Origin of the sequence: Methylomonas sp. DH-1, assembly GCF_046097555.1 — a bacterium.
GTDB lineage: Bacteria > Pseudomonadota > Gammaproteobacteria > Methylococcales > Methylomonadaceae > Methylomonas > Methylomonas koyamae.
Window position 1 is genome coordinate 2,157,143 of sequence record NZ_CP143089.1, and the last position, 25,038, is coordinate 2,182,180.

The 25,038-nt window shown below is 54.7% G+C and carries 24 protein-coding genes; 23 read left to right on the top strand and 1 reads right to left on the bottom strand.

Annotated features, from left to right (window positions below; translation table 11 throughout):
* Positions 1-29 precede the first annotated feature (29 nt).
* From VXJ35_RS10135 to VXJ35_RS10185, 11 genes are all read left to right on the top strand, one after another.
* A complete protein-coding gene (locus VXJ35_RS10135) occupies positions 30-518 on the top strand; it encodes a chemotaxis protein CheW (RefSeq protein WP_064021449.1) in 489 nt (162 codons plus the stop codon).
* A gap of 42 nt (positions 519-560) precedes the next feature.
* Positions 561-2,909 (top strand): methyl-accepting chemotaxis protein, encoded by a 2,349-nt coding sequence (locus VXJ35_RS10140; RefSeq protein WP_064021450.1) that lies wholly within the window; start codon positions 561-563, stop codon positions 2,907-2,909.
* Between the two features lie 44 nt (positions 2,910-2,953).
* Positions 2,954-3,430, top strand: a complete 477-nt coding sequence (locus VXJ35_RS10145) for a chemotaxis protein CheW (RefSeq protein ID WP_054760764.1) — start codon at positions 2,954-2,956, stop codon at positions 3,428-3,430.
* Positions 3,427-4,188 carry a ParA family protein gene (locus VXJ35_RS10150; protein WP_064021451.1) on the top strand — a complete coding sequence of 254 codons (762 nt, stop codon included), beginning with the start codon at positions 3,427-3,429 and terminating at the stop codon, positions 4,186-4,188. Before VXJ35_RS10145 ends, VXJ35_RS10150 begins: the two co-directional genes overlap by 4 nt.
* A complete protein-coding gene (locus tag VXJ35_RS10155; RefSeq protein ID WP_064021452.1) occupies positions 4,188-4,688 on the top strand; it encodes a lipid asymmetry maintenance protein MlaB in 501 nt (166 codons plus the stop codon). The genes VXJ35_RS10150 and VXJ35_RS10155 overlap by 1 nt, the downstream gene beginning before the upstream one ends.
* Before the next feature lie 36 nt (positions 4,689-4,724).
* Positions 4,725-5,561, top strand: a complete 837-nt coding sequence (locus VXJ35_RS10160; protein ID WP_064021453.1) for a protein-glutamate O-methyltransferase CheR — start codon at positions 4,725-4,727, stop codon at positions 5,559-5,561.
* Positions 5,558-6,196, top strand: coding sequence for a chemoreceptor glutamine deamidase CheD (cheD, locus tag VXJ35_RS10165; protein WP_054760756.1), 639 nt, complete (start codon positions 5,558-5,560; stop codon positions 6,194-6,196). The genes VXJ35_RS10160 and cheD overlap by 4 nt, the downstream gene beginning before the upstream one ends.
* A gap of 8 nt (positions 6,197-6,204) precedes the next feature.
* Positions 6,205-7,263 carry a chemotaxis response regulator protein-glutamate methylesterase gene (locus VXJ35_RS10170; RefSeq protein ID WP_082880871.1) on the top strand — a complete coding sequence of 353 codons (1,059 nt, stop codon included), beginning with the start codon at positions 6,205-6,207 and terminating at the stop codon, positions 7,261-7,263.
* A gap of 6 nt (positions 7,264-7,269) precedes the next feature.
* Entirely contained in the window at positions 7,270-8,472 is a 1,203-nt protein-coding gene (locus tag VXJ35_RS10175; protein WP_064021454.1) for a methyl-accepting chemotaxis protein, read from the top strand.
* A 40-nt stretch (positions 8,473-8,512) separates the two neighbouring features.
* Positions 8,513-8,812: an STAS domain-containing protein gene (locus tag VXJ35_RS10180; protein ID WP_054760754.1), complete on the top strand. Its 300-nt coding sequence runs from the start codon at positions 8,513-8,515 to the stop codon at positions 8,810-8,812.
* 63 nt (positions 8,813-8,875) lie between these two features.
* Positions 8,876-9,976 carry an AI-2E family transporter gene (locus tag VXJ35_RS10185; RefSeq protein ID WP_064021455.1) on the top strand — a complete coding sequence of 367 codons (1,101 nt, stop codon included), beginning with the start codon at positions 8,876-8,878 and terminating at the stop codon, positions 9,974-9,976.
* 1 nt (position 9,977) lies between these two features.
* Here VXJ35_RS10185 and VXJ35_RS10190 read toward each other — a convergent pair whose 3' ends face one another.
* A complete protein-coding gene (locus VXJ35_RS10190; protein ID WP_054760752.1) occupies positions 9,978-11,390 on the bottom strand; it encodes a PhoH family protein in 1,413 nt (470 codons plus the stop codon).
* Positions 11,391-11,666: 276 nt separating this feature from the next.
* Between VXJ35_RS10190 and VXJ35_RS10195 the strand changes: the two genes are divergently transcribed.
* The 12 genes from VXJ35_RS10195 (at position 11,667) to VXJ35_RS10250 (ending at position 25,038) form a co-directional block, all read left to right on the top strand.
* Positions 11,667-12,206 (top strand): hypothetical protein, encoded by a 540-nt coding sequence (locus tag VXJ35_RS10195; RefSeq protein ID WP_064023461.1) that lies wholly within the window; start codon positions 11,667-11,669, stop codon positions 12,204-12,206.
* Between the two features lie 28 nt (positions 12,207-12,234).
* On the top strand, positions 12,235-12,960 hold the full coding sequence (locus VXJ35_RS10200) for a M48 family metallopeptidase (RefSeq protein WP_064021456.1): 726 nt from the start codon (positions 12,235-12,237) through the stop codon (positions 12,958-12,960).
* A 32-nt stretch (positions 12,961-12,992) separates the two neighbouring features.
* A complete protein-coding gene (locus VXJ35_RS10205) occupies positions 12,993-14,903 on the top strand; it encodes an ATP-dependent DNA helicase (protein ID WP_064021457.1) in 1,911 nt (636 codons plus the stop codon).
* Between the two features lie 10 nt (positions 14,904-14,913).
* Positions 14,914-15,603, top strand: a complete 690-nt coding sequence (gene tsaB / locus VXJ35_RS10210) for a tRNA (adenosine(37)-N6)-threonylcarbamoyltransferase complex dimerization subunit type 1 TsaB (protein ID WP_064021458.1) — start codon at positions 14,914-14,916, stop codon at positions 15,601-15,603.
* Between the two features lie 118 nt (positions 15,604-15,721).
* On the top strand, positions 15,722-16,348 hold the full coding sequence (locus tag VXJ35_RS10215; protein ID WP_064021459.1) for an L-threonylcarbamoyladenylate synthase: 627 nt from the start codon (positions 15,722-15,724) through the stop codon (positions 16,346-16,348).
* Entirely contained in the window at positions 16,345-17,556 is a 1,212-nt protein-coding gene (locus tag VXJ35_RS10220; RefSeq protein WP_082880872.1) for an acyltransferase, read from the top strand. Before VXJ35_RS10215 ends, VXJ35_RS10220 begins: the two co-directional genes overlap by 4 nt.
* Positions 17,553-18,206, top strand: a complete 654-nt coding sequence (locus VXJ35_RS10225) for a site-2 protease family protein (protein ID WP_064021461.1) — start codon at positions 17,553-17,555, stop codon at positions 18,204-18,206. The genes VXJ35_RS10220 and VXJ35_RS10225 overlap by 4 nt, the downstream gene beginning before the upstream one ends.
* Position 18,207: 1 nt before the next feature.
* Positions 18,208-19,029 (top strand): ScpA family protein, encoded by an 822-nt coding sequence (locus VXJ35_RS10230; RefSeq protein ID WP_064021462.1) that lies wholly within the window; start codon positions 18,208-18,210, stop codon positions 19,027-19,029.
* Between the two features lie 169 nt (positions 19,030-19,198).
* Complete coding sequence (gene scpB / locus VXJ35_RS10235; RefSeq protein WP_331711089.1) at positions 19,199-20,161, top strand: SMC-Scp complex subunit ScpB; 963 nt, start codon at positions 19,199-19,201, stop codon at positions 20,159-20,161.
* Entirely contained in the window at positions 20,073-20,909 is an 837-nt protein-coding gene (gene rluB / locus VXJ35_RS10240; protein ID WP_197496035.1) for a 23S rRNA pseudouridine(2605) synthase RluB, read from the top strand. The genes scpB and rluB overlap by 89 nt, the downstream gene beginning before the upstream one ends.
* Before the next feature lie 680 nt (positions 20,910-21,589).
* Positions 21,590-22,687, top strand: coding sequence for an IS5 family transposase (locus VXJ35_RS10245; RefSeq protein ID WP_064020022.1), 1,098 nt, complete (start codon positions 21,590-21,592; stop codon positions 22,685-22,687).
* Between the two features lie 782 nt (positions 22,688-23,469).
* Positions 23,470-25,038 carry a hypothetical protein gene (locus tag VXJ35_RS10250; RefSeq protein ID WP_082880873.1) on the top strand — a complete coding sequence of 523 codons (1,569 nt, stop codon included), beginning with the start codon at positions 23,470-23,472 and terminating at the stop codon, positions 25,036-25,038.

Here is a 25,038-nt window from a genome sequence, read left to right on the forward strand (position 1 = left end):
GTCGAGCAGAACTTATCGAAGTCAGCGATATGGAGCAGCAAGATTTGAAACAAGCCGAGAGCGATCTGCAATTTTTGAGTTTTACCCTGGGCCGGGAAGAATACGGTGTCGATATTCTGCGGGTGCAGGAAATCCGGAGCTGGGAACCGGTATCGAGGATTCCGAATGTGCCTGCCTATGAAAAAGGCGTGGTGAATTTGCGCGGCGCGATCGTGCCGATTATCGATTTGCGGGAGCGGTTCCAGTTGGGGCATAGCCCTTATACGCCGTTGACGGTGGTGGTGGTTTTGCAGGCCCGCGAGGCCGACAAGACCCGGATTATGGGAGTTGTGGTCGATTCGGTTTCCGATGTAGTGGATGTCAATCGAAAAAGCATTCAAAGCGCGCCTGATTTTGGCTCCAAAGTCAGTACCGAATTTATCAACGGTTTGGTTTCGGTCAACGACCGCATGGTCATGCTGCTGGATGTGGATAAATTATTAAAATTGGATGGCGTGGATGGTGAAGATGAAAGCTGAACAAAAAGCTGTTGACGGCTGGGTTGTACTGGAGGAAATGCAATGAAACTCAATCACCCTGTGACTGATCGCGAAGTTCTGATGAAGCCGGGTACTATTTTGGTTACCCGTACCAATCTGAAAGGCGTCATTACCTATGCCAACGATGCATTTATAGAGATCAGCGGCTTTAGCAAGGACGAACTGATCGGCTCCAACCATAACGTTGTCCGCCATCCGGACATGCCGTCCGCCGCTTTTGCCGATTTGTGGATGTGTTTGAAAAACGGCAAGCCCTGGACCGCTCCGGTCAAGAATCGCACCAAATCCGGCGATTATTATTGGGTGGAAGCCAATGTCACGCCGGTATTCAAAAACGGCAAAGTGCAGGAATATCTGTCGGTACGCTATGCGCCGTCGCGAGAGCAAATTGCCCAGGCCGAGTCGCTTTACGAAAAACTCAATGCCAATAAGGCCAGCATGCGTCCGAAAGGCTTGGTGGCAGCTATTAAAAAAATTTCGGAAATCGGGTTTTGGAAAAAAGTCGCAATTATCTATCTAATCTTCCTGCTACCGACCTTAAGCTCCATCTACGACCACTATGTCGAGCAAAAGTATTTGGAAATGTCCTTGTTTTTGGGGCTTGCTACCTTTGCTTCGGTAATGGGATATATGCTAATCAACAGTGTCATTAATGCATTTGAGAAGGCGATAGGTATTTGCTACCGGATGGCCGACGAGCAGTTCCGCAACTCTATCGATCTGGATCGCGGCGACGAAATTGGCGATTTCTATCGGGCGTTGTACGGTATGCAGGTAAAACTGAATTCCGATTTGGCCTTCTCCAAACAAGTCGCCTCCGAAGCGATGCGGATCAAGCAAGCGCTGGATAATGTGCAGTCCTGCGTGATGGTCGCCAATAACGATTTGGACATCATTTACATGAATAAAACCGTGTCGGAGATGTTTCAAAATGCACAGCAAGATATTCGCAAGCAATTGCCGAAATTCGATGCCAGTAACCTGCTGGGCGCCAATATCGACCAATTCCACAAAAATCCGGGCCATCAGCGCCAACTGCTGGCAAATCTGAACGCCACCTTCAGCTCGGCGCTGGTGATCGGCGACAGGCATATGAATATCGTTGCCAATCCGGTCAGAAACGACGAAAACGAGCGCATCGGCGTCGTGGTCGAGTGGTTGGACCGGACCCACGAAGTGAAAATCGAACAGGAAATTGCCGGTATCGTCGAGGCCGTGAAGGCCGGCGAATTGTCGAGCAGGATCGAACTGGCCGACAAACGCGGCTTTTTCGAAAAACTCAGTGAGGGCATCAACGAACTGACCGATGTGATCGAAAACGTGTTTCGTGATATCGGCAGTACCATGCAAAGCATGGCCGCGGGGGATCTGACCAACCGGATTACCAGCGAATACGAGGGCGTCTATTTGAATTGCAAAAACGATATCAATGCCACCATCGATAAACTGAACGAAATCTTCGGCCAAGTCAGCGAGTCGGCTCACTTCATTAACAATTCTTCGCAAGAGATTGCCAGCGGAAACAATAATTTATCGCAACGTGCCGAGCAGCAGGCGGCCAATCTGGAACAAACCGCGGCGAGCATGGAAGAGCTGACCAGTACGGTGAAAAACAATGCCGACAACGCCCAGCAAGCCAATTTGGTGGCCAACAACGCCAAGGAGTTGGCGGAAAAGGGCGGCAATGTCGTCAAAGCGGCCGTCTCGGCGATGCAGGAAATCAACGAAAGCAGCAACAAAATCGCCGACATTATCGGCGTGATAGACGAAATCGCATTCCAGACCAATTTGCTGGCACTGAACGCGTCGGTGGAAGCGGCCCGTGCCGGCGAGCAAGGTCGAGGCTTCTCCGTGGTCGCTACCGAGGTCAGAAATCTGGCGCAGCGCAGCGCGACCGCCGCCAGAGAAAGTAAGGAATTAATCCAGAACAGTGTGCAAAAGGTTAGGGCCGGTACCGAGTTCGTCAACGAAACCGGTAAGGCTCTGACTGAAATCGTCGCCGGCGTCAAGAAAGTCGGCGACATTGTGGCCCAAATCGCTGACGCCAGCGTCGAGCAGTCTGCCGGCATCGGTCAAGTCAACCAAGCCGTAGCGCAGATGGACGAAATCACCCAGCAAAATGCCGCGTTGGCCGAAGAAGCCTCGGCGGCCAGTATATCCATGAGCGATTTGTCCACCAATATGGTGGAAATGCTGGCGTTTTTTAAGACCGAGAACAATGCCGGCCAACATCCGGTCGCGCAGCGCGGGCACGCTGCCGGCGCGGTGCGAACGGAGCCGGCTCGCACCGTTTCGGCTCCGGCATCCAATAGTCAACCGGCATTTGTCGCGAGATCGAACGATACGGACGACGAATGGCAGGATTTTTGATCGGAGTCCGCGGCAGGTCGGTCTCTCCACAAGGAAAATAAGCCATGGCAACGAATAAACAGGTTGAACAGTTCCTGACGTTCGAGTTGGCCGGTGACGCTTACGGTATCGATATCTTGAAAGTCCAGGAAATCAGAGGTTGGGAACCGATCCGGAAAATTCCCAATGCGCCGGCTTTTGTCAAAGGCGCGCTGAATCTACGCGGAACGATTGTGCCGATTATCGATTTGCGCGAGCGGTTTCAGATGGAAAAAGCCGAGTATACGCCCGTTACCGTAGTGATCGTGTTGAGTATCGATACTGCGGCGGGTGCCAGCGTGATGGGCGTCGTGGCCGATACGGTTTCCGACGTATTGGATATCGATCCGGCGGATATAAAACAGGCGCCGAACTTGGGAACCAAAATCAACACCGAATACATGCGCGGCATGTATGTCGGAAAGAAGAATATGGTCATGCTATTGGATGTCGACAGGCTATTGAATCCTGAAGAGTTTATCGAGTTCGCCAGTTTGCAATGAAGGCGAAAATCATAGCCGTGCTGAATCAAAAAGGCGGCGTCGGGAAAACCACGACCTCGGTGAATCTGACCCACGCCTTGGCCAGGATGGGCAAAACGGTGACGGTAATCGATTTGGATCCGCAAAGCCACTTGGCAGTATCCCTCGGTGTCGTTGCGCCGCAGCAGGGCGGTATCGACGAAGTCATGCTGGCCGATTGCGGGTTGCAGGGCCGGTTGTTACCGGTAAGAAAGAATCTGAATCTAGTCGTTTCCGGACCGCGTTTGCAAGAAATCGAACAACTCAGCGAAGGCGGTTCCTGCCGCGGCGATTTACTGAAAAAGGCTTTGGTGTCGTGCCCGTTGGATCAGGATTTCGTTTTTATCGACTGTCCGCCGTCTTCCGGCGTGCTGGTGGCCAATGCCTTGTTCGCCGCCGACGAGATTTTGATTCCGATGACCTCCGACTATCTGGTGCTGCAGGGCTTGTCGCATTTAATGGGTACTATCAAGAAATTCGAAGCCGCATTGAAGCGGCAATATCGATTCTCGCTGGTGATGTCCCGCTACATTCCGACGCGGCGCTTGTCCAGAGAGGTATTGGAATTGGTCAAAAGCTATTTTCCCGGCAAAGTACTGGCGACACCGATCCGCGAGACCGCGTTGCTGGCCGAATGCCCGAGTTTTGGCAAGACTATTTTTGAGTATCGTCCAGGCTGCCGCTCGGCGCGGGATTTCACCGAACTGGCCAAGGACTTTTTGGAAAATAGGGTGATGTAATGGCTGAGAACGGCGAGAACAGTTTAATTGGCTACGATCCGTTGGCCTGGATGAAGGCTGACGCTGGCGGCGAGCTAAGCGGCGTACCGGTGCCTGTAGTCGAGCCAGCCGGCAACATCGCGTTGCAGCCGCAGTTACGGGATGGCGCCGGTAATGCCGATGCAGAGTCCGTAGACTCAGTATCCGAGCCTGAGCCCCAGGCGGCCGGCAAAGGGACCGTGGTGTTGGAGCCTTTATCCAATATTCAGGGTGTCGCCAGCTTGCACCATACGTTGGTGCAGATGTTGAACCAGTATGACGTGCTGGATATCGATGCTTCAGCGGTTACCAGCATCGATACCTCGACGCTGCAATTGTTGGTGGTGTTGAAATGTACCGCCGCCGGTTTACAAAAGGTGGTGGCGATCGATTTTCCGTCCGAGAAATTTGTCGAGGCCGCGCAGTTACTGGGCGTGTCGGAAATGCTGGAAGTCGATGCAGCCGTGTCCGGCTTTTTTTAGGCCGTTCCGGATCGGTTTAGCAAGTCTGCGCTCAACATGAAAGATAATATTCGCGAATTCGAATATACCCAGGCTGATTTCGATATTCTGCGAAAAATTTCCAATCAGCACTCGGGGATTTTGGTACCGGACGATAAGTTCGATATGTTTTATTCCCGGCTGGCGAAGCGGCTTAGGTTATTGGGGCTGGCTAGCTTCAAGGAATATTGCCAATATTTAACCGACCATCCCGCCGATGAATTTACCGAATTCATCAATTCCGTCACGACCAACCTGACTTCGTTCTTTCGGGAAAACCACCATTTCGAATATTTGACTGAAACGGTGGTGCCGGAGCTGTTGAAAAAGAAAGCTGCGGTAAGGCAGGTCAAAATCTGGTCGGCTGGGTGTTCGACCGGGGAGGAGCCTTATTCGTTGGCGATGGCGTTGAAGGAGAGTCTGCCGGCCGGTTGGGACCTGAAAATATTGGCCACCGATCTCGACACCAATGTGTTGGCAACGGCGGCCAATGGCGTTTACAGTGCCGATCGCGCCGCCGGCATTTCCGAGCAACGGCTGAAGCGCTGGTTTCAAAAAGGCCGCGGCCGGCAAGCAAACAAGGTCAGAGTCAAACCGGAATTGCGCGCGGCGGTCACGTTCAGACAACTGAACCTGATGCGGGACTGGCCGATGTGCGGCCGTTTCGATGTCATCTTTTGCCGAAACGTGCTGATTTACTTCGACCGGCAAACCAAAACCAAGCTCGCCGAACGCTATGCCAGCCTGCTCGAAACCGGCGGCTATCTTTTTATCGGCCATTCCGAATCGCTGCATCAGCTCGATACGGCCTTCGAACCCATCGGAAACACCATTTACCGGAAAACAGCCAAGTGAGTCTGACTCATACTTTAGTAAAACCGCCTATCGCCGGGTTCGAGGGGGTCAACCGCTACTGGGACCAAGAGAACCAAATCGTCGCCGCGAAATTGATGCCGGGCGACTATTACGTCACCAGCCAGGATGAAATGATCACGACGGTGCTCGGTTCCTGCGTCGCCGCTTGCATTCGCGATTGCGAAACCGGAATCGGCGGCATGAACCATTTCATGTTGCCGGAAACCAGCGATAGCCGGTTGAGCGCCCGCGACGAGGCTGTAGTGGGTAATGCATTGCGCTACGGCAATTATGCGATGGAGCACCTGATCAATACCATTTTGCAAAACGGCGGTAAACGGAAGAACCTGGAGGTCAAATTGTTCGGCGGCGGCAAGATCATCGCTTCGCTGAGCAATGTCGGCGCCCGCAACGTGAAATTCGTCTTGGATTATGTCGATACCGAGGCGTTGAAGCTGGTGTCTCACGACTTGGGCGATATCTATCCGCGCAAAGTCAATTTCTTTCCGCGTAGCGGCCGCGTCAGAATGAAAAAGATCAAGGATCTGCATAACCAGACCATTTTCTTGCGCGAGAAACAATACAGTTACAGCATCAAGGACGCGCCGGTCGAAGGCAGCGTCGAGTTGTTTTAGGAGCGGGAGTGGCAAAAATAAAACTACTGATCGTCGACGACTCGGCTCTGATCCGGCAGATGTTGACGCAGATATGTAACGAAGCGGACGATATCGAAGTGGTCGGCACTGCCGGCGATCCGTTGATTGCCCGCGATAAAATCAAGACCTTAAATCCCGACGTGCTGACGCTGGACGTGGAAATGCCGCGTATGGACGGGCTGACCTTTCTACGGAACCTGATGCGCCTGCGGCCGATGCCGGTCGTGATGATTTCGACCTTGACCGAAAAAGGCGCCGAGGTGACGTTGGAGGCTTTGGCGCTGGGAGCGGTGGATTTCGTGGCCAAGCCCAAAGTCGACGTATCGCAAGGCTTGAAGGCTTACGCGGACGAAATCGTCGGCAAAATCCGCATGGCCGCCCAGGCCAAGGTCAAGGCTCTGGAAACGCCTAAAGCCCAGGTAATAACCCGTCAGCCGGAAGGCTCGGCACACACCGTTATGAAGAAACATTTTAAGACCACCCATAAAATCGTCGCACTCGGTTCGTCCACCGGCGGTACCGAAGCGGTCAAGCAATTGGTGCGGACTTTGCCGCGGACCGCGCCGGCGATTGTTATCGCTCAGCATTTGCCGTTAGCGTTCAGCGCTTCGTTCGCCAAGCACGTCAACGATGCCACCGAAATGGTAGTGGCTTTGGCTGAAGACGGACAGCCGATATTGCCGGGCCACGTTTACATCGCGCCGGGCGACCGCCACTTCCTGGTTGCCCGCGACGGCGCCCGCTACATGTGCCGGCTGGACGACGGTCCGCCGGTGAATCGGCATAAACCGTCGGTCGAGGTTTTGTTCCGCTCCGTAGCGCAGAACGTCGGCGGTAATGCGATCGGCGTGATGCTGACCGGAATGGGCGCCGACGGCGCGAAGGCGATGGTGGAAATGCGCGATGCCGGCGCCGTCAATATTGTGCAGGACGAGGCTTCCAGCGTGGTGTGGGGTATGCCCGGCGAAGCCTTCAGGCTGGGGGCCGCGCATCATGTGTTATCCTTGGACAAAATCGCGGAAAAAATTTTGGTGTTGGCGGAATAGATTCATATGGTGCAGTTCTTGAAAGATAACGGCGTGTTAGTCGGTTTGACCGGTATGGTGCTGATGCTGCCGTTATTCTTTGCCGATACCCGGATTTATTGGGGAGCGAGCGCGTTGCTCAGCCTGCTGTGGATGTTCCGCACCTTTCGCGCGCAAACCGTTTCCTCGCGGGGGAAAACCGGGCAGACCGAGCGGTATGAAGTGGATATGACCAGAGCGGTCGATAGTTATCTGGGTCATCTGGCGGAGTGTATCGAACAGGAAAGCAACCGCTTCCGGGCCGAGCTGGAACAATTGAAGTCTATGCTGGCCGATGCCGTTAGGACCATGTCCAACAGTTTTAATAGTTTGCATGCCTTGGCCAGCGGACAATCGGACGTGGTTGGTTCGTTGGTGTCGGATCTGGAGGACAGCGTCGAGCAGGATAGCCAGGCGATCAATTTCACCCGATTTACCCACGAAACCGACAAGGTGCTGCAATTCTTCATCGACCATATCCTGCAAATCAGCAAACAGAGCGTGGAGATGGTTGCGGTGATCAACGACGTCGGCGAGCATATGGCCCATGTCGAAAAGCTATTGGGCGACGTGCAGAAGATCGCCGACCAGACCAATCTGCTGGCCTTGAACGCGGCGATTGAGGCGGCGCGGGCCGGCGAAGCCGGCCGGGGCTTTGCCGTCGTGGCCGGCGAGGTGCGTAATCTATCGAAAAATTCCGATAAGTTCAGCGAAGAAATCAAGGTGGTGGTCAAGGCTTCCAAGGACAACATCCGCGAAGCGCAAAACATGATCGAAGTCATGGCGTCGAAGGACATGAACGTGGCGATCAGTTCCAAAGCCAATATCGACAAGATGATGGACGACATCGCCGTCATCAATGCCAACATAGCCAAAAACGTGGCCGAGATTTCCCAGATGACCGGCCAGATCGAAATCAGCGTCGGCAATGCCGTCAGAGGGTTGCAGTTCGAAGATATGGCTCGCCAGTTGATCGAACACATGCAGGCTAATCTGGAACATTTCACCGCGTTGAAAGACGAGGTCGCCATCGGCATGGCCATGTTCAAAACCGGCAACCGCGCAGACTGGCAAGCCCAACTGGGGCAGGGTGCAGACCGCTTGCGGCAGATGAAACAACAGTGGCAGATCGTTAAATCCCGCGTCGTCTCGCAATCGTCGATGGACGAGGGCGATGTGGATTTATTTTAAAAACCGGTCGCTACCGACATTATTGCAATGAGGAGGAACCATGGGGATTGACGCAAGAGTGGACTCGGGCGTGTTACATATCAAAGTCAGCGGAAAATTCGATTTCGGCGTGCATAACGAATTTCGGGAAGCCATCAAATTGGCCGAAACCGGCTTAAAACAAATAGAAGTCGATTTGGCGGGCACCGATTATATGGACAGTTCGGCGTTGGGCATGCTGTTGGTGCTGCGCGATAAAATCGGCGGCGACAAAACGGCGATACGGATAAAAAATGCCCGCGCCGAAGTAAAAAAGATTCTGGAAATCGCCAATTTCGATAAACTGTTTTCTTTGCTTTAAGCCGTAACTTTTGCCCGCCCGCCAGTTGGGTACCGGTTCTTGCCGGACCTTTGTCAGCCCGCCATGAACCAGTACAGCAACCATTCCAGTTATAGCGTCGTCCGCCATTTTTTTCGGCGTTTTTTTCCAGATTCGCAAGTCGCCGCGTTGGCAATCATATTGCTGGGCGGATTTTTATTGATATACAGCCTGCTCGGGCTGTTGATGCCGGTATTCGTCGCGGTCGTGTTGGCCTATCTGTTGGAAGGCTTAGTCGCCAAATTGGAAATGCGCGGCGTGGCCCGCCTGATCGCGGTCCATCTGGTGTTTTTTGCCTTTATGGCGGCGCTGGGCTTCGTATTGTTCGTGTTGGTGCCCATGGTATCGGAACAAACCGTGCAACTGGTGCAACATATACCGGAAATCGTGTCCAGAACCCAGGCGGAAATCATGCGTTTTCCGGAACGCCATCCCGAGTTGATTTCGGAAACCCGGATTCGGGAAATCATGTTCACCATCCAGCAGGATTTGCTCAAATACGGCCAGGATCTGATTTCCGGCTCCGCCCAGTCCTTCGTCGGTTTGGTGGCCGTTGTGATTTATCTGTTTCTGGTGCCGTTGATGGTGTTTTTCTTTTTGAAAGACAAACGGCTGCTATTGGGCTGGATGCTGCAGTTCCTGCCTTCGGACACCAGCTTGAGCCTGCGGGTCTGGCAGGAAGTCGACAAACAAATCTCCAACTACGTGCGCGGCAAGTTTGTCGAAGTGTTCATCTTGTGGGCGATCAGCTATCTGGTGTTTTGGTGGCTGGGTTTGAATTACGCCATGTTGCTGGCGGTGTTGATGGGCCTGTCGGTCGTGATCCCTTACGTCGGCGCAACCTTGGTCACTTTTCCGGTACTTGGCGTGGCCTACGTGCAATGGGGCGTCGGCGGTGGCGACCAGTTCATGTACGTGTTCATCGCCTACTCGGTGATTCAGGCGCTGGACGGCGTGATATTGGTGCCGTTACTGTTTTCCGAGGCGGTGAATTTGCATCCGGTGGCGATCATCGTCGCTATCTTATTCTTCGGCGGCCTGTGGGGATTCTGGGGCGTTTTTTTCGCAATTCCGTTGGCCACGCTGGTTAAAGCCGTGTTAACCGCGTGGCCGCGCTGGGATGCGAACGGAACCTTGGCCGGATAGATTACAAATTATCCGAGGCGAAATCGGCCAAGCGCGAACGTTCGCCGCGGCGCAAGGTAATGTGCGCGCTGTTGGGCCAGTTTTTGAAGCGGTCCACCACGTAGGTCAGGCCGGAACTGGTCGCGGTCAGGTAAGGCGTATCGATCTGCGCCAGATTGCCGATGCAGATGATTTTGGTACCCGGCCCGGCCCGGGTGATCAGAGTTTTCAATTGCTTGGGCGTCAGGTTTTGCGCTTCGTCGATAATCAGATAGCGGTTCAGGAAAGTACGGCCGCGCATGAAATTCAGCGAGCGGATTTTTACCCGATTCATCACCACGTTTTGCGACGCGCCTTGCTCCCATTCGGTGTTGCCGGCCCGGCTGCCCAGCAGTTCCAGATTGTCCATCAGCGCGCCCATCCAGGGTGCCATTTTTTCTTCTTCGCTGCCCGGTAAAAAGCCAATGTCCTGACCGACCGGCATGGTTTCGCGGGTCATGATGATTTCCTGGTACAGCTTCCGCTCCAAGGTCAGCGACAGGCCGGCCGCCAACGCCAGCAGGGTTTTGCCGGTACCGGCCGAGCCGATCAGGGTCACGAAATCCACGTCCGGGTCCATCAACGCATTCAATGCAAAATTCTGTTCCCGGTTTTTGGCGAAAATGCCCCAGATGTTGTTGTGTTTGCTGCGGAAGTCTCGCGCCAATTGCAGTACCGCGGTCTCGCCTTCGCAGCTTTTGACGATGGCCTCGAAGTTATCCTCGCCCTCCATGTATAGGTATTGGTTCGGATACCATTCGCTGACCGCCGGTCCACTGATCCGGTAGTAAGTGTTGTTGTTATCCTGCCAGGATTCCATCTTGCCGCCGTTTTCGTCCCAGAAATCCGCGTCCAGCGCCAGGCTGCCGCTGTAAAGCAGGTCGATGTCTTCGATGGTCTGGTCGTTGTGGTAATCCTCGGCGTTGATTTGCAGCGCGGCGGCTTTGATGCGCATATTGATGTCTTTCGACACCAAAATCACGTTGACGTCCGGATATTCCTTGCTCAGAGCCAGCATGATGCTGAGGATGGAATTGTCGGCGATTTGGCCCGGCAGGTCGGCCGGTAACAGATGCGACAACTGCCGGGTTTGGAAAAACAGGCGGCCGTCGAATTCGCGCTCGCCGGCCAACCCGTGTTCAATGCGCGACAGCGGCAGGCCGTCCTTGATCGATTGCTGGTCGGCGTCGCGGATCAATTCGTCCAAAAACCGGCTGACTTGGCGAACGTTGCGGGAGACGTCGGATAGGCCTTTCTTGGCGTGGTCCAGTTCTTCCAACACCACCATCGGGATAAATACGTTGTGCTCCTGAAACCGGAAAATCGACGTCGGATCGTGCATTAGCACGTTGGTGTCCAGGACGAACAATTTTTTGCCGGCGGATTGTATATTCATGGTTTCCTTGTCGAGGTCGGTTTGGTATCGGGCGGCGCGGACACGCTTTACTGCCTGTCTTTCTACTCCATACTGCGCGTGATAGTCAACCGGGCCCGATTTCGGCGCGATAAGGCAATTTGCTCGTAGAATTGCAAACGCCGGCCGCCGCGAGCACGCCGACGCCGACGAATTTTCTATAATGAAGCCGACGCCATGCCGAGCCGCGGAGTCGGTTACAATATCCGCGATTGGCTGTCGATCCCGAATCGATACACTTATTTCCAGGATTGCTTTATGAACTATTCAGCATCAAACCATCCCGATTTGGATTGGAGCCAAATCAGGGAGACGATCAAGTTGTTGACCGTGTCGGTGGCCCAAGTCGAAGGCAGCATCAAAGACGGCAACGAATCGGTCAACGAGTTGGCCAGCACGTTTACGCTGATGGTCGACGACATGCAGAAAATTCAGGAGTTCTTGGCCCGAGTAGCTCCGGACGAGGCAAATTCGGCGGCGCTGGGCTATTGCGAATCGATGCAGGACAAGATCAACCAGGCGATCGTGGCGTTTCAGTTTTACGACCGGATGCAGCAATGCCTACAGCATGTGTCGAATAACCTGAAGGGCTTGTCCGAGATTATCGATACCCCGCATCGGCTCTACAACCCGATGGAGTGGCACAAATTCCAGGAAAGCATTCGCAGCCGTTACACGATGGAGTCGGAAAAAGTCATGTTCGACGCCATCCACCAGGGTAAGAGTATCGAAGAGGCGTTGCAGTTGTTTGCACAGGTAAACCGGCAGGGCAGCCCCGACGAAATCGAACTGTTTTAACCTTCATCTGTTTGAATTGGCATTTCTAATGAAAAATAAATCTTTGCTGGCCTTGGTTCCGTTGTTGATTATCGGAGTCGGCTGTAGCAGCGTGTCCGAACCGCCGGTGGCCGGTAGCGTACCCGCGAAAAAAACTGCGAAAAAACCGGCGGCAAAAGCCCCGGCAACGGCCGCAGCTCCGAAAAAGCCGGTGGCCGGCGCCAACCCGACCGCAACCTATGCGATTGACAGCGGCCCCAGCAGTATCAAAGTCGAGCCCAATTTACCGGCTTTCCGGGCCGAGCCGTTGATGCCGCCGGCCGACGTGCCGCCGCCACAGCCGGGAGCGGTTGCCGCACCTGCAGTTCCGGTCAATCCGACGACGCCGTTGGCCAGCGTACCGGCGCCGAAATATCTGGTGGAGGATGCCGCGATCCCAAGCGGAACGCCGCCTGCCGTGTTGGCGCTGGTGACCGAAGCCGACCGCAGCCGCAGCAGCGGCGATCTGGATGCCGCCGTCGTCGTGATGGAACGGGCGCTGCGCATTGATGCCCGTAATCCGACTTTGACTTACAAACTGGCGCAACTGCGCCTGAAACAAAACAAGCCGCAACTGGCCGAAGAACTGGCCGGCAAGGCGGCGTTGCTGGCCGGCGGCAATTTGGACCTGAAGCGCAAAAGCTGGATACTGATCGCCGAAGCGCGCAATATGCAACAGAACCCGCAGGGCGCCAAAGAAGCCAAGGCCAAGGCCGAAAGCTTTTTCGGGCACTAACCGTCCCGGAGTTTAGCGGAGTCCGTTTCAGCGTGAGTGAACTGGCCGAAGTGTTTGGTAGCGATGGCGCTTTGGCCGGCGTCATCGCCGGTTACTCGCCGCGTGCGGCCCAGATCGAGATGGCGGAAAAAATCGCCTACGCCATCGAATCGCAACAAAACTTGATCGCCGAGGCCGGCACCGGGACCGGCAAGACCTTTGCGTATCTGATTCCCGCCATCCTGTCCGGCAAACGCGTGATCGTTTCGACCGGCACCAAAAATCTGCAAGACCAATTGTTCAACAAAGACCTGCCGCTGATTCGCAAAGCCTTGGCCAAGCGGCCCTTCAAAGCCAGCTTGTTGAAAGGCCGCGCCAATTATTTGTGTACCTACCGTTTGGAACAGGCGCTGAATGCCGCCTTCGGTTACAGCCGCGAAGAGGCGACGGCGTTGGCGCAAATCAAAACCTGGTCCAAGCGCACTAAAACCGGCGACGTTTCCGAAGCGGCCGACGTGCACGACGGCGATCCGGTCTGGTTTCACGCCACGTCGACCACCGACAACTGTCTGGGGCAGAACTGCCCGGACTATGCCGATTGCTTTTTAACCAAGGCCCGCAAACAGGCGCAGGAGGCCGACATTGTCGTGGTCAACCACCATTTGCTGTGCGCCGACTGGTCGATTCGCGAAACCGGATTCGGCGAATTGCTGCCGGACGCCGATGTCGTCGTCATCGACGAAGCGCATCAATTGGCCGACACCGCCTCCAATTTTCTGGGTGTGACCATCAGCGGCAAACAACTGGTCGATTTGGCAGATGACAGTTTGGCCGAGTATTTCACCGACGCCAAGGACATGCCGGACCTGCGCACCGCCTGCGAGGACCTGCAACACGAAGTGAAGGATTTGCGGCTGGCGTTTGGCCTGGAATTACGCCGCGGCGACTGGCAGGACATTGAAACCAACCCCAAGATCGCCGGTGCACTGGAATCCTTGCAAAAACAACTGGCGCGTTTGACCGACCAATTGGAACGCGCCTCGGTGCGCAGCAAAGGCCTGGAATCCTGCTTCGACCGCGCCGAGGCGCTGGACGCGCAACTGGAAACGCTGATCAGCGACAAGGACGGCCAGTGGATCAAATGGTACGAGACTTACAGCAAGTCGTTTACGTTAAGCCGGACGCCGCTGGATATTGCCAAGGAATTCCGAGGCTTCATGGCCCGGCATAAAGCCACCTGGATTTTTACTTCGGCAACATTGAGCGTAGCCAACAATTTCGTGCATTTTTCCAAAAGTCTGGGCCTGAGCGGTGCGCTGAGCCAAAGCTGGGACAGTCCGTTCGATTACCCTAATCAGGCCCTGTTCTACCATCCCAAAGGTTTGCCGCAGCCCAGCGACCCGGAGTTTACCGATAAGATTGTCGAGTTTGCATTGCCGGTGTTGGAAGCCAGTCGGGGCAGGGCGTTTTTCCTGTTCACCAGCCACCGCGCCTTGCAACGCGCCGCGCAGTTACTGGAAGGCAAGCTCGACCACCCGCTGTTGGTGCAAGGCACCAAGTCCAAAGGCGTGTTGCTGGACCAGTTCAAGGAGCTCGGCAATGCGGTGCTGTTGGCCACCGCCAGCTTTTGGGAAGGCGTCGATGTACGCGGCGATGCGTTGTCTTGCGTGATTATCGACAAGCTGCCGTTCGCTTCGCCGGGCGATCCGGTATTGAAAGCGCGGATGAGTGCGATGGAAAAGCAGGGCCGCAACCCGTTTTTCGAACACCAACTGCCCAGTGCCATCATTATGCTGCGCCAGGGCGTGGGCCGCCTGATCCGCGACGTCAACGACCGCGGCGTATTGATGGTTTGCGATCCGCGTTTGTTGAAACGCTCCTACGGCCAAATGTTTCTGGATAGCGTGCCGGCCATGAAACGTAGCCGCGATATCGCTGACGTCCGCCAATTTTTTGCATCATGAAGGAAAGGCTTTGAAGTTACTAGCGGTAGAAACCTCGACCGACGCCTGTTCGGCGGCCTTGTTTATTAACGGCGAGATTAGGGAACAATTTGCCGTCGCCCCGCGCGAACACACTAAATTAATCCTGCCGATGATCGACCGCTTGATGGCCGAAGCGCAATTGCGGCCGCAGCAGTTGGATGCCGTTGCGGTTAGCCGCGGCCCCGGTTCGTTTACCGGCGTCCGCATCGCCGGCGGCGTGGTGCAGGGTATCGCCTTCGGCGCCGATTTGCCGGTAGCGCCGGTTTCGACGCTGGCTGCTATTGCCCAGGATTTGTTCAACAAGCGGAACGAACCCGAAATTTCCTTTACCGCGATGGATGCGCGGATGGGCGAAATTTTTTGGGGTGTGTACCGGCGTGGCGAATTGGGCTTGGCCGAATTGCTCGGCGCCGAAGCGGTCACGCCCGCCTCGGATATTCAGGTCGGCGATGAATCCGGCTATGGCGTCGGCTCCGGCTGGCGGGCATATGCCGAGCCTCTGGCGCAGCGATTGGGCCAACGTTTGCTGGCCGTCGAGGCCGAAGAAATTTGGCCGCGCGCCGCTTGCATCGCCCAACTCGGCGCTTATCTGTGCGCCAACGGCGGCGCGGTGCCGGTCGAGCAGGCCATACCGGTTTACCTGCGCGACAAGGTGGCGAAAAAGCAGTCGGAAAGGTAATAAATTAACGGATTCAGCCAGTTAGGTTGTTTTGGCTGGCCGGTGCAGCAAATGTCCGGCAAGGTTTTCCGCCGCTTGTGCGGTACAATGGCGCTCTTTAAGTCGACTTTTTCTGCCCATGGCGCAATATTTCGAAATCCACCCGAAGAATCCGCAACCGCGCTTGATTCAACAAACGCTGAGTATTTTGCGCGAAGGCGGCGTGATCGCCTATCCGACCGATACCTCCTACGCACTGGGTTGCCAGATCGGCGACAAGGCGGCGATGGATACCATCCGCGCTATTCGGCGGTTGGACGATAACCATAATTTCACGTTGATTTGCACCGATTTATCGCAGGTGTCGACCTTCACCAAAATGGGCAACGACGCGCACCGGCTGATCAAAAAATTGACGCCGGGACCGTTCACGTTTTTGCTGGATGCGACGCGGGAAGTTCCGCGCCGGCTGCAGCATCCGAAAAAGAAGACCATCGGCGTGCGCATTCCCGACCATGCGATTGCCAGAACCTTGGTCGAGCAATTGGGCGAGCCGTTGCTGACCACGACCCTGATCATGCCCGGCGAAACCGATGCGCTGGCCGATCCTTACGACATCAGGCAGCGCCTGGAGAAAGAACTGGCGCTGGTCATCGATGGCGGAGTGATCGAACACCAACCAACCACGGTGATCGCCTGCGGCGATAAAACCATCGAAATCGTTCGGCAAGGTATCGGGATTGCGCCGATGCTCGAAGCGGTATGATGGGGCTGGTCGGTTTCGATGATCCGGTAGGGCCGGTACCGGCCGTCGCCAGTTTGTTGGCGGCTCTGCTGACTGCTGCGTTACTGCACAAGCGGTTCGGCGTTTCGGCAAACCAAGGCCGCTATGCCAGCATCGATGGCCTGCGTGGATTCCTGGCGTTCTTGGTTTTTATCCACCACTCGGCGGTTTGGTATTTCTACCTGAAAACCGGGCATTGGACATCGCCGCCGTCCAATTTACACGTTTACTTCGGCCAGGGCAGTGTCGGTTTTTTCTTTATGATTACCGGTTTTTTGTTTTTTTCGAAGCTACTCGAGGGTAGGCATAGGCCGGTCGACTGGTTGAAATTGTTGGTATCCAGGGTGCTGAGATTATTGCCGATGTATCTTTTCGCAATCGGCCTTTTGCTGCTGATCGTGTATTTCGTATCTGGCGGCGTGCTTAACGATCCGATGCCAATTTTGTTGAAAAACATCGTGCGTTGGGTCGGGTTTACGATCAAGAGTGCGCCGGATCTGAATGGCGTAAAGCAAACTTATATTATCGTCGCCGGCGTATTTTGGTCCTTGCCTTACGAGTGGTTGTTTTATTTGTCTTTGCCGATACTTTCGTTGGCGGTGTTGCGCATCCCGCCGCTGCCCTATTTGCTGATCAGCCTATTTTGTCTTGGCGTTTTTGTGTACATAGGGCGGATCAAACCTGAGCTGCTACTGCCTTTTTTCGGCGGCATAGCCGGCTCTTTTTTGGTGAGACTCAATGTTTTTTGCCGATATGCGGCTAAAACGGCGTTGTCGCCGCTGGTCGTGGCTTTTATTGCCGGGGCGGTGGTTTTTTACGATTCGGCATGGGAAGCCGGGGCGGTTTTCTTGCTGTCGAGCGCCTTTGTCTTGATTGCTGCCGGTAACACGCTGTTCGGCATCCTGATACACCCGGTTTCGCGGGTTTTGGGCGAAATGGCTTACAGCATTTATCTATTGCACGGTATGGTGTTATACGTGTTGTTCAACTTCGTTGTCGGCAGTTCGGCGGCGACCGAATTTTCGGCATCCGTCCACTGGCTGTGGATAGTCGGGATTACTCCGATCGTTGTGCTGCTTAGTTTTGCCACCTTCCATTGGATCGAGGCTCCGGCTATGCGGGCTACGCCTTGGGTAACTGTTTGGTTGCGTTCCAAAATTACTATATTCTCGAAAGAGGCGGCACAATGATGGACGAATTAACCCTGGTGCAGCGCATCGTGGTTTGGATTTTACCGGTGATTTTTGCGATTACCGTGCATGAGGTCGCTCACGGTTGGGTTGCCAAACTGTTGGGCGACAATACCGCGGCAGCGCAAGGCCGATTGACGGTGAATCCGCTCAAGCATATCGATATCCTGGGAACCCTGATCATTCCCGGTTTGTTGCTGTTGACTTTCACCGGTTTCGTATTCGGCTGGGCCAAGCCGGTGCCGGTCGATCCGCGCAATTTCAAAAAACCGCTGCAAGGCATGGCCTGGGTAGCCTTGGCCGGACCGGTCTCCAATCTGTTGATGGCCGCGGCTTGGGCCTTGATCGCCCGATTGGGCGTGATGCTGGAAATAGAATTTATATCGATGCCGTTCATCTATAGCGGCGTGGCCGGCATCAGTATCAATCTGGTGTTGGCTTTGATCAATATGTTGCCGATTCCGCCGCTGGACGGCAGCCGGATATTGTCCGGAATGTTGCCGCATTATTGGGCTTGGCAATATAACCGTCTGGAACGGTTCGGTTTTGTGATACTGCTGATTTTGCTGGCGACCGATGTGTTGAAATACATCTTGGCCTACCCGTTATATTTCGCCCAGCAATTGTTTTTCAGTTTGGCGGGAATGTAGGTTGAACGACACTGCTTTAGCCATCGAGTCCGCGCCGCCGCCGTTGGCGTTGGTGCAAGGCCAGCCCTTCCAGGAGCTGCCGGAAGACCTGTATATTCCGCCCGATGCGCTGGAAGTGTTTCTCGACGCCTTCGAAGGGCCGCTGGATTTGCTGCTGTATTTGATCCGCCGCCAGAATCTGGATATTCTCGATATTCCGATTGCCCAGATCACTCGGCAGTACATCGCCTACATCGAAATGATGGAAAACCTGCGCCTGGAACTGGCCGCCGAATATCTGGTTATGGCGGCCTTGCTGGCCGAAATCAAATCGCGGATGCTGTTGCCGCGCCAGCCGGAAAGCGAGGAAGAAGAGGAAGACCCCAGGGCGTTTTTGATCCGCAAATTGCAGGAATACGAGGCGATCAAGAAAGTCGCCGAAGAGATCGATCTGTTACCCAGAAACGAACGCGATACCTTCGAATTCGGCGTCGACACCTCGACCGTCAACGTTCGGCAAATCTTGCCGGACGTGGAACTCAAGGAACTATTGCTGGCCTTTCAGGACGTGTTGAAACGCGCGGAACGGCTCAGCCACCACCACATAACCAAAGAGCCCCTATCAGTCCGTGAACGAATGGCAGCCATTTTGGAAAAACTTAACAGAGCAGATATCCTCCCTTTCCCAGCGTGTTTTACCCGAGGTGAAGGAAAAAACGGGGTGGTTGTCGCGTTTCTTGCCATCCTTGAGCTCTCCAAGGAACGAGTCATCGACATCTTCCAGCCCGAGCCCTACGCCGGCATCCACGTCCGCTTCAGAGTCAATAGCAGCACTGGCGATTGAGCCGTCGCCGTCCGTCAGCGTTGCCGATCATGCCCATCAATCCGCCAAGCCCAGAACCCCGCGCAAACCTCGGATCAAGCCGGAGCCTATCAAGATCTTCGTGCCGGTCAAGCGCCGGGCCGTGCGGTTTCCGGGCGCTTGGCATAAGCAACTCCGGAGCGGACCGGCCATGTCGGAACCGGTGCAAACGCCGCAGCCGGTCTTACCGGTTCCCGTGCGCCGTCGCGTTACGGTCCGATTGCTGCCGGCCTGGCACGGTGGCTGGGATAAACCGGCTGCGCCGCCGCCCGATGCCGTCTCGCGGCGCCGGGCGGCAACCCGGCTGCCGGCGCCTTGGGCAGCAGTCATCCGCGCCAGCGAACATCAGGCCATCATTGTCGAACGCCATTTGCCGGCGCCGGAACGGGTCAAAGACTGCGACATGAACACCAAACGCATCGTCGAAGCCATTTTGTTCGCCGCGAATCGGCCGATGACCATACGCCAGATTCAGGAAACCTTTCCGGAGCTGGAACAGCCGGATACCTTGGCGATTCAGATGGCCCTGGAAGACATCGCCCGCGATTACGCCGACCGGCCGATCGGCCTCAGGCAATTGGCCAGCGGTTACCGGTTTCAGGTGCGCGAAGGCCTGTCGCCTTACGTGACGCGTTTGTTCGAGGAAAAACCGGCCCGTTATTCGCGGGCGCTGCTGGAAACCCTGGCCATCATCGCTTACCGGCAACCGGTCACCCGCGGCGAAATCGAGGACATTCGCGGCGTCAGCGTCAGCAGTTCCATTATCCAAACCCTGTTGGAACGGGAGTGGATTCGGGTCATCGCCCATAAGGAAGTGCCCGGCCGGCCTGCTTTGTTCGGCACCACCAAACAATTTCTGGATTATTTCAATTTAACTTCGTTGAACGACTTACCGACTTTGCAAGAAATCGCCGATTTCGATTTCGGTAATCCGCCGCAACCGCAGACCGAGCAGGACCACAGTGAAAGACCGCAAACCGTCCAAACCGAAACAACCGTCAACCCGTCCGGACAACCGGAAACCGATGGAGCCGAACCCGAACCGCAAACCGAAGTCGGCGCCATTTCGCAAACCGAGACCGGCTCCGGCGGCGAAAACGTCACCTTCCATTAGCGCCGCAGCTGCGGGCGGCGAGCGTATCCAAAAATTGCTGGCCCGTGCCGGCTTGGGCTCGCGCCGGGAAATCGAACGCTGGATAACCGACGGCAAGTTGCTGGTCAATGGCAACCCGGTACAGTTGGGTTACCACTTGAAGCCGGGCGACCATCTGCAAATCAACGGCCGCATCGTCAAATGGGAAAAATACGCCGAACAGCCGACCCGGGTACTGGTTTACCACAAACCGGTCGGCGAGTTGGTGACGCGGCGCGACCCGGAAGGGCGGCCGGTGATATTTACCCAACTGCCGCGGCTGCAGGTCGGCCGCTGGATCGCGGTTGGCCGGCTGGACATCAACACGTCAGGCTTGATTCTGGTCACCAACAACGGCGAACTGGCCAACCGCTTGATGCACCCGTCGCGGGAAGTGGAGCGCGAATACGCAGTACGCATCCTGGGCGAAGTCGACGACGCGATGCTGGAACGCCTGAAACAAGGCGTCGAGCTGGACGACGGTCCCGCGCATTTCGAAGACGTCAGTTTCTACGCCGGCGAGGGCGCCAACAAATGGTTCTACGCTACGGTGAAGCAGGGGAGGAATCGTTTGGTGCGGAGGTTATGGGAATCGCAAGGAGTAAAAGTCAGCCGTTTGATCCGGGTTCGCTACGGCGATGTGACCTTGCCGGAGCGGGTTAGGGCGCATTCGTTTTATGAGCTGGAAGCTAAGGAATTGCAGGGGTTGATGGAGTTTGTGGGCTTGTAAGGAAAACGTAGTTTACGTTGGAAGCACATTAATCAAATCTTTTGTTATTTTTATTTTAGGATTTCATGTGTGGGATAAGACTCTGGTTGTAACCCTAATGCATGAATTTAGACGATGTAAGACTGCGTTTCACACGTATGCCTTTTTACACGAAAAATTATTGGTTGGAGTCACTGGTCAAGAATTAAAAATCAGTTGCTATAACACATATGTCGATTTTGTTGCCCACTTGTATGAATTCTATTTGGCATGTATTGAACAAGATAAAAGGTATCCGCAAAAGCTAAATTCGAACCAAATCGATCAGATTATGAATATTGAGGTGGATCGGCTTTTGAAAATTCGGCGAGATCGCATACAGAGAGGAGACACGACGAGTTGGGAAAATCATATTTCGGTATATGAAGTTGAGCTTCCAGTTGAATTTGGAAGTCGCTTCAGAAAAGTCCGAAATCTTCGATCTCATGTCAATCCACAGCGGGTTGATTTTAATTTGGGCGAATTTTACGAAAACTATCATAAATTTGTGTACCTTTTATACGAAGAATTACTTTGGCTTTGGGACGTAAATGCAGAGACAGTGCTTAACAGGCTGGTGAAAAACTCGAAAAGCCAAGTAGGCTAAGGCATAGATGAGCCGCCAACTGTTAAAATAGGCTACCTAAATTTGGAGCCTTTCAATGCGCGGACACGATGCCATTCAAAATAGCTGGTTCAGCTACGTTAGCCTGGAAGAACGTATTCCCAAACAGCATCCGTTGCGTCGTTTACGTCTACTCGTCGATGGCGTATTGACCTCTATGAATGCCGTCTTTGCCGAGCGTTACTCGCACACTGGCCGCCCGTCGATTGCGCCCGAAAAACTGCTGCGCGCCTTGCTGTTGCAAGTGCTGTACACCGTTCGTAGCGAACGCCAGTTGATGGAACAGCTGGACTACAACCTGCTGTTTCGCTGGTTTGTCGGTCTGGGCATCGACGATGCTGTCTGGGAACGCAGCGTGTTCAGCGCCAACCGCGAACGGCTGCTGTCCGAAGCGCTGAGTCGCGAATTTTTTGAGCGGGTACTGGCCATAGCCGAATGGCAAAACCTGGTGTCCGACGAACACTTCAGTGTCGACGGCAGCCTCATTGAAGCCTGGGCCTCGCACAAAAGCTTCGTTAAGAAAGACGGCAGCGGCCCGGACAAACCCGCCGGCCGCAATCCCGAGGTCGACTTCAGCGGCGAAAAGCGCAGCAACGCCACCCACCAAAGCACGACAGACCCGGAAGCGCGGCTCTACAAGAAAGGCGAATACACCGAGGCCAAACTGCGTTACATCACCCATGCCTTGTCCGAGAATCGCAACGGCCTGATTGTCGATGTCGAAACCACCCAAGCCACCGGCACCGCCGAAATCGAAGCCGCGCAAACAATGATCAAACGCCGTGTGCCCAAAGGCGGTAGCGTCGGTGCCGACAAAGGCTATGACCAACCGGCTTTCGTCAACGGACTCAAGGCGCAAGACATCAAAGCCCATGTGGCCCGGAAAAAGACCGGCAGTGCCGTCGATGGCCGCACCGCGCGCGGCAAAGGTTACGCCCAAAGCCTCAAGCGCCGCAAAATCGTCGAAGAAGCCTTTGGCTGGGTCAAAACGGTCGGCGGCCTGCGCAAAACCCGTCACATCGGCTTAGCCAAAGTCGCTGGCCAAGCCTTGTTTTGCTTCGCCGCCTACAACCTGACGCGCTTGCTCAACCTATTGGTGTTCACGCCGAAACCGGCGTGGAGTGCGCCCACCTAGGGTGAAGTACGCCTGAAAACCGTCCACAGACGGCTTCAGGCGAATAAAAAGCCCTTGAAACAGGGGCAAAACGCTTGAAACTCGATGTCATGACCGATTTCAACACGAAAAAATCACGGCAACCGTGGGTAAGGGGAAATATCAGTGGGTTTTTCACCAGCCTGTTAAGCAAGATTGGGGTGAAATTGAAAAATTCGCGGATGCAATCACCAATTCGATTAAGTAGCTGTAGGGGGCACGGTTTTTGTAACCACGCGGAATTTCGGTTTGCATAAGCAATGCTTCGCTATCGCGAAACTTTATTGAATGCCGGTTTCCGCACCGGCAGGCGGGTTACTTTTCTTTGCTTGTCCAAAGAAAAGTAACCAAAAGAAAAGACACCCGGATGCCGCTTTTATCCTGCGTTCCTCGCTTTTGAACGGGGTTGCCGAAAGGGGCTTCCTGCCCCTTCGGCAACGTGCGGCATCCATGCCGCACCCCTGCGGGCTATTCCTATCAAAAGCTCCGGTACTCGGCGCGGCATACGGGGGAAAACCAACCCATCGCGAATTTTTAACGCCAACGCTGCGCAGTCGTAGGGTGGGCACGATTTTTGTGCCCACGCGGCATTGGCCGCTGCATAAACGAGCGTCAGGCCTATACTCATCCTGCTCGCCTCCCCGCCGATGAAATTCCCATCAAAGCAATTAGCTAGCCTTTGCAAATCAGGATGGCTTACTATGGAACGACTTTTGATGTTTGTTCCAATTCCTGCAGGTTTTGATACCGGGGCGGATAGAAAAATGGCAATTTGGCGGATTAGCTCAACCCTAAAATTTACCTTTCTGGCGGCTGTTTTCCTGGTTTCCGGCTGCGTTAATCATGCCGATTTGGCGGAGGCTCCCGGCGAAAGCCTGGTAGTCCAATCCGTGCCGGATTTGAATTATTTGGCAACGCGTGATTACTATCACGAGCTTATTTCCGGCGCGATGCCCAGCATCGCCGAATTGACCCTGTTCACCAATCAACTGCCCAAAGGCGGCGATCTGCATCACCACTATTCCGGCGCGCTTTACGTGGAGACTTATCTGGATTGGGTGGATGAAAGCCATTTTTGCATTTGCTTGGACAATGCCTGCAAAGGAGCCACTAAAACCGGCCCAGAGCCGGCGGCTAAATACGAGGTGGTCAAAAATTGGAAGTCAGGTGCTTGTGCAAGCGCGGTCGAGCTGCGGACCCAAAAAAAATATTCGGCTTTCTACCGCGATCTGCTGAAACGTTGGTCGGACAAGGATTTTGCCAATCACTTCCATGAACAATCCCCGCCGGATCAACAGTTTTTCGACACCTTCGGTTTCTTCGGTTCGGTGTCGGACTATTCCTATCAAGAAGGATTACAGGCGCTTAAACAGCGGGCTATAGCCGAAAACGTGTTGTATTTGGAGACTATGCTGAAAAGCGCTCCGGCCATCGATAGCCCGGCTCTGGCAAAAACACTCAACGCCTTAAGTGCCGACAGCTCTGACCGTGAAACGGAGGCGGCTTTTCAGGCTTATTTCGATTTTCTGGCAAACGACCCGGCATCCAAAGCCGCCGTCGAGGAATACGCCCGCTCCCATGAACAGGCGGCCGTCGGTATTAACGACGGAAGCTTTATGCTCCGCTTTCAGACCTACGTCTCCCGCAACAGCGAGCCGGCCAAGGTGTTTTCCGGGTTATATGCGGCGTTCGCCGCCGCCAACCAAAGTCCATTGATTGTCGGCGTCAATATGGTCGGGCCGGAAAATGGCTACATCGCGATGCGCGACTACAGTCTGCACATGAAAATGCTGCGGTTTTTGAAGCAACGTTTTGCCAACGTCAAATTGGCGCTGCATGCCGGCGAATTGGTGTTGGGCATGGTGCCGCCGGAAGGTCTGAAGCACCACATCAACGAAGCGGTTGTGATTGCCGGTGCCGACCGAATTGGGCATGGGGTGGACATCGTTCATGAAGCGGCGGCCTATCAGCTGTTGGATTTGATGAAAAGCCGCAATGTCGCGGTCGAGATCAATTTGACCAGCAATGCCTTTATTTTGGGGGTGGAAAATGAAGCCCATCCGCTTGCGTTGTATAGGCAGCAGGCGGTGCCGTTCGTCATTTCCACCGATGATGCCGGGGTATCGCGCAACAACTTAAGCGATGAATACCTGCAATTTACCAGCCGCTTCCGGCCGTCTTACGAAGAACTGAAAGAGGCGGTGTACAACAGTCTTCGGTACGCATTTTTGGCCGACGCTGAAAAACGCCAATTGCTTCGGGATTTGGATCGACGTTTTGCGATATTTGAAGAACAGATAGCCGATCGAGTGCAATCCATGCCGGGACATTGA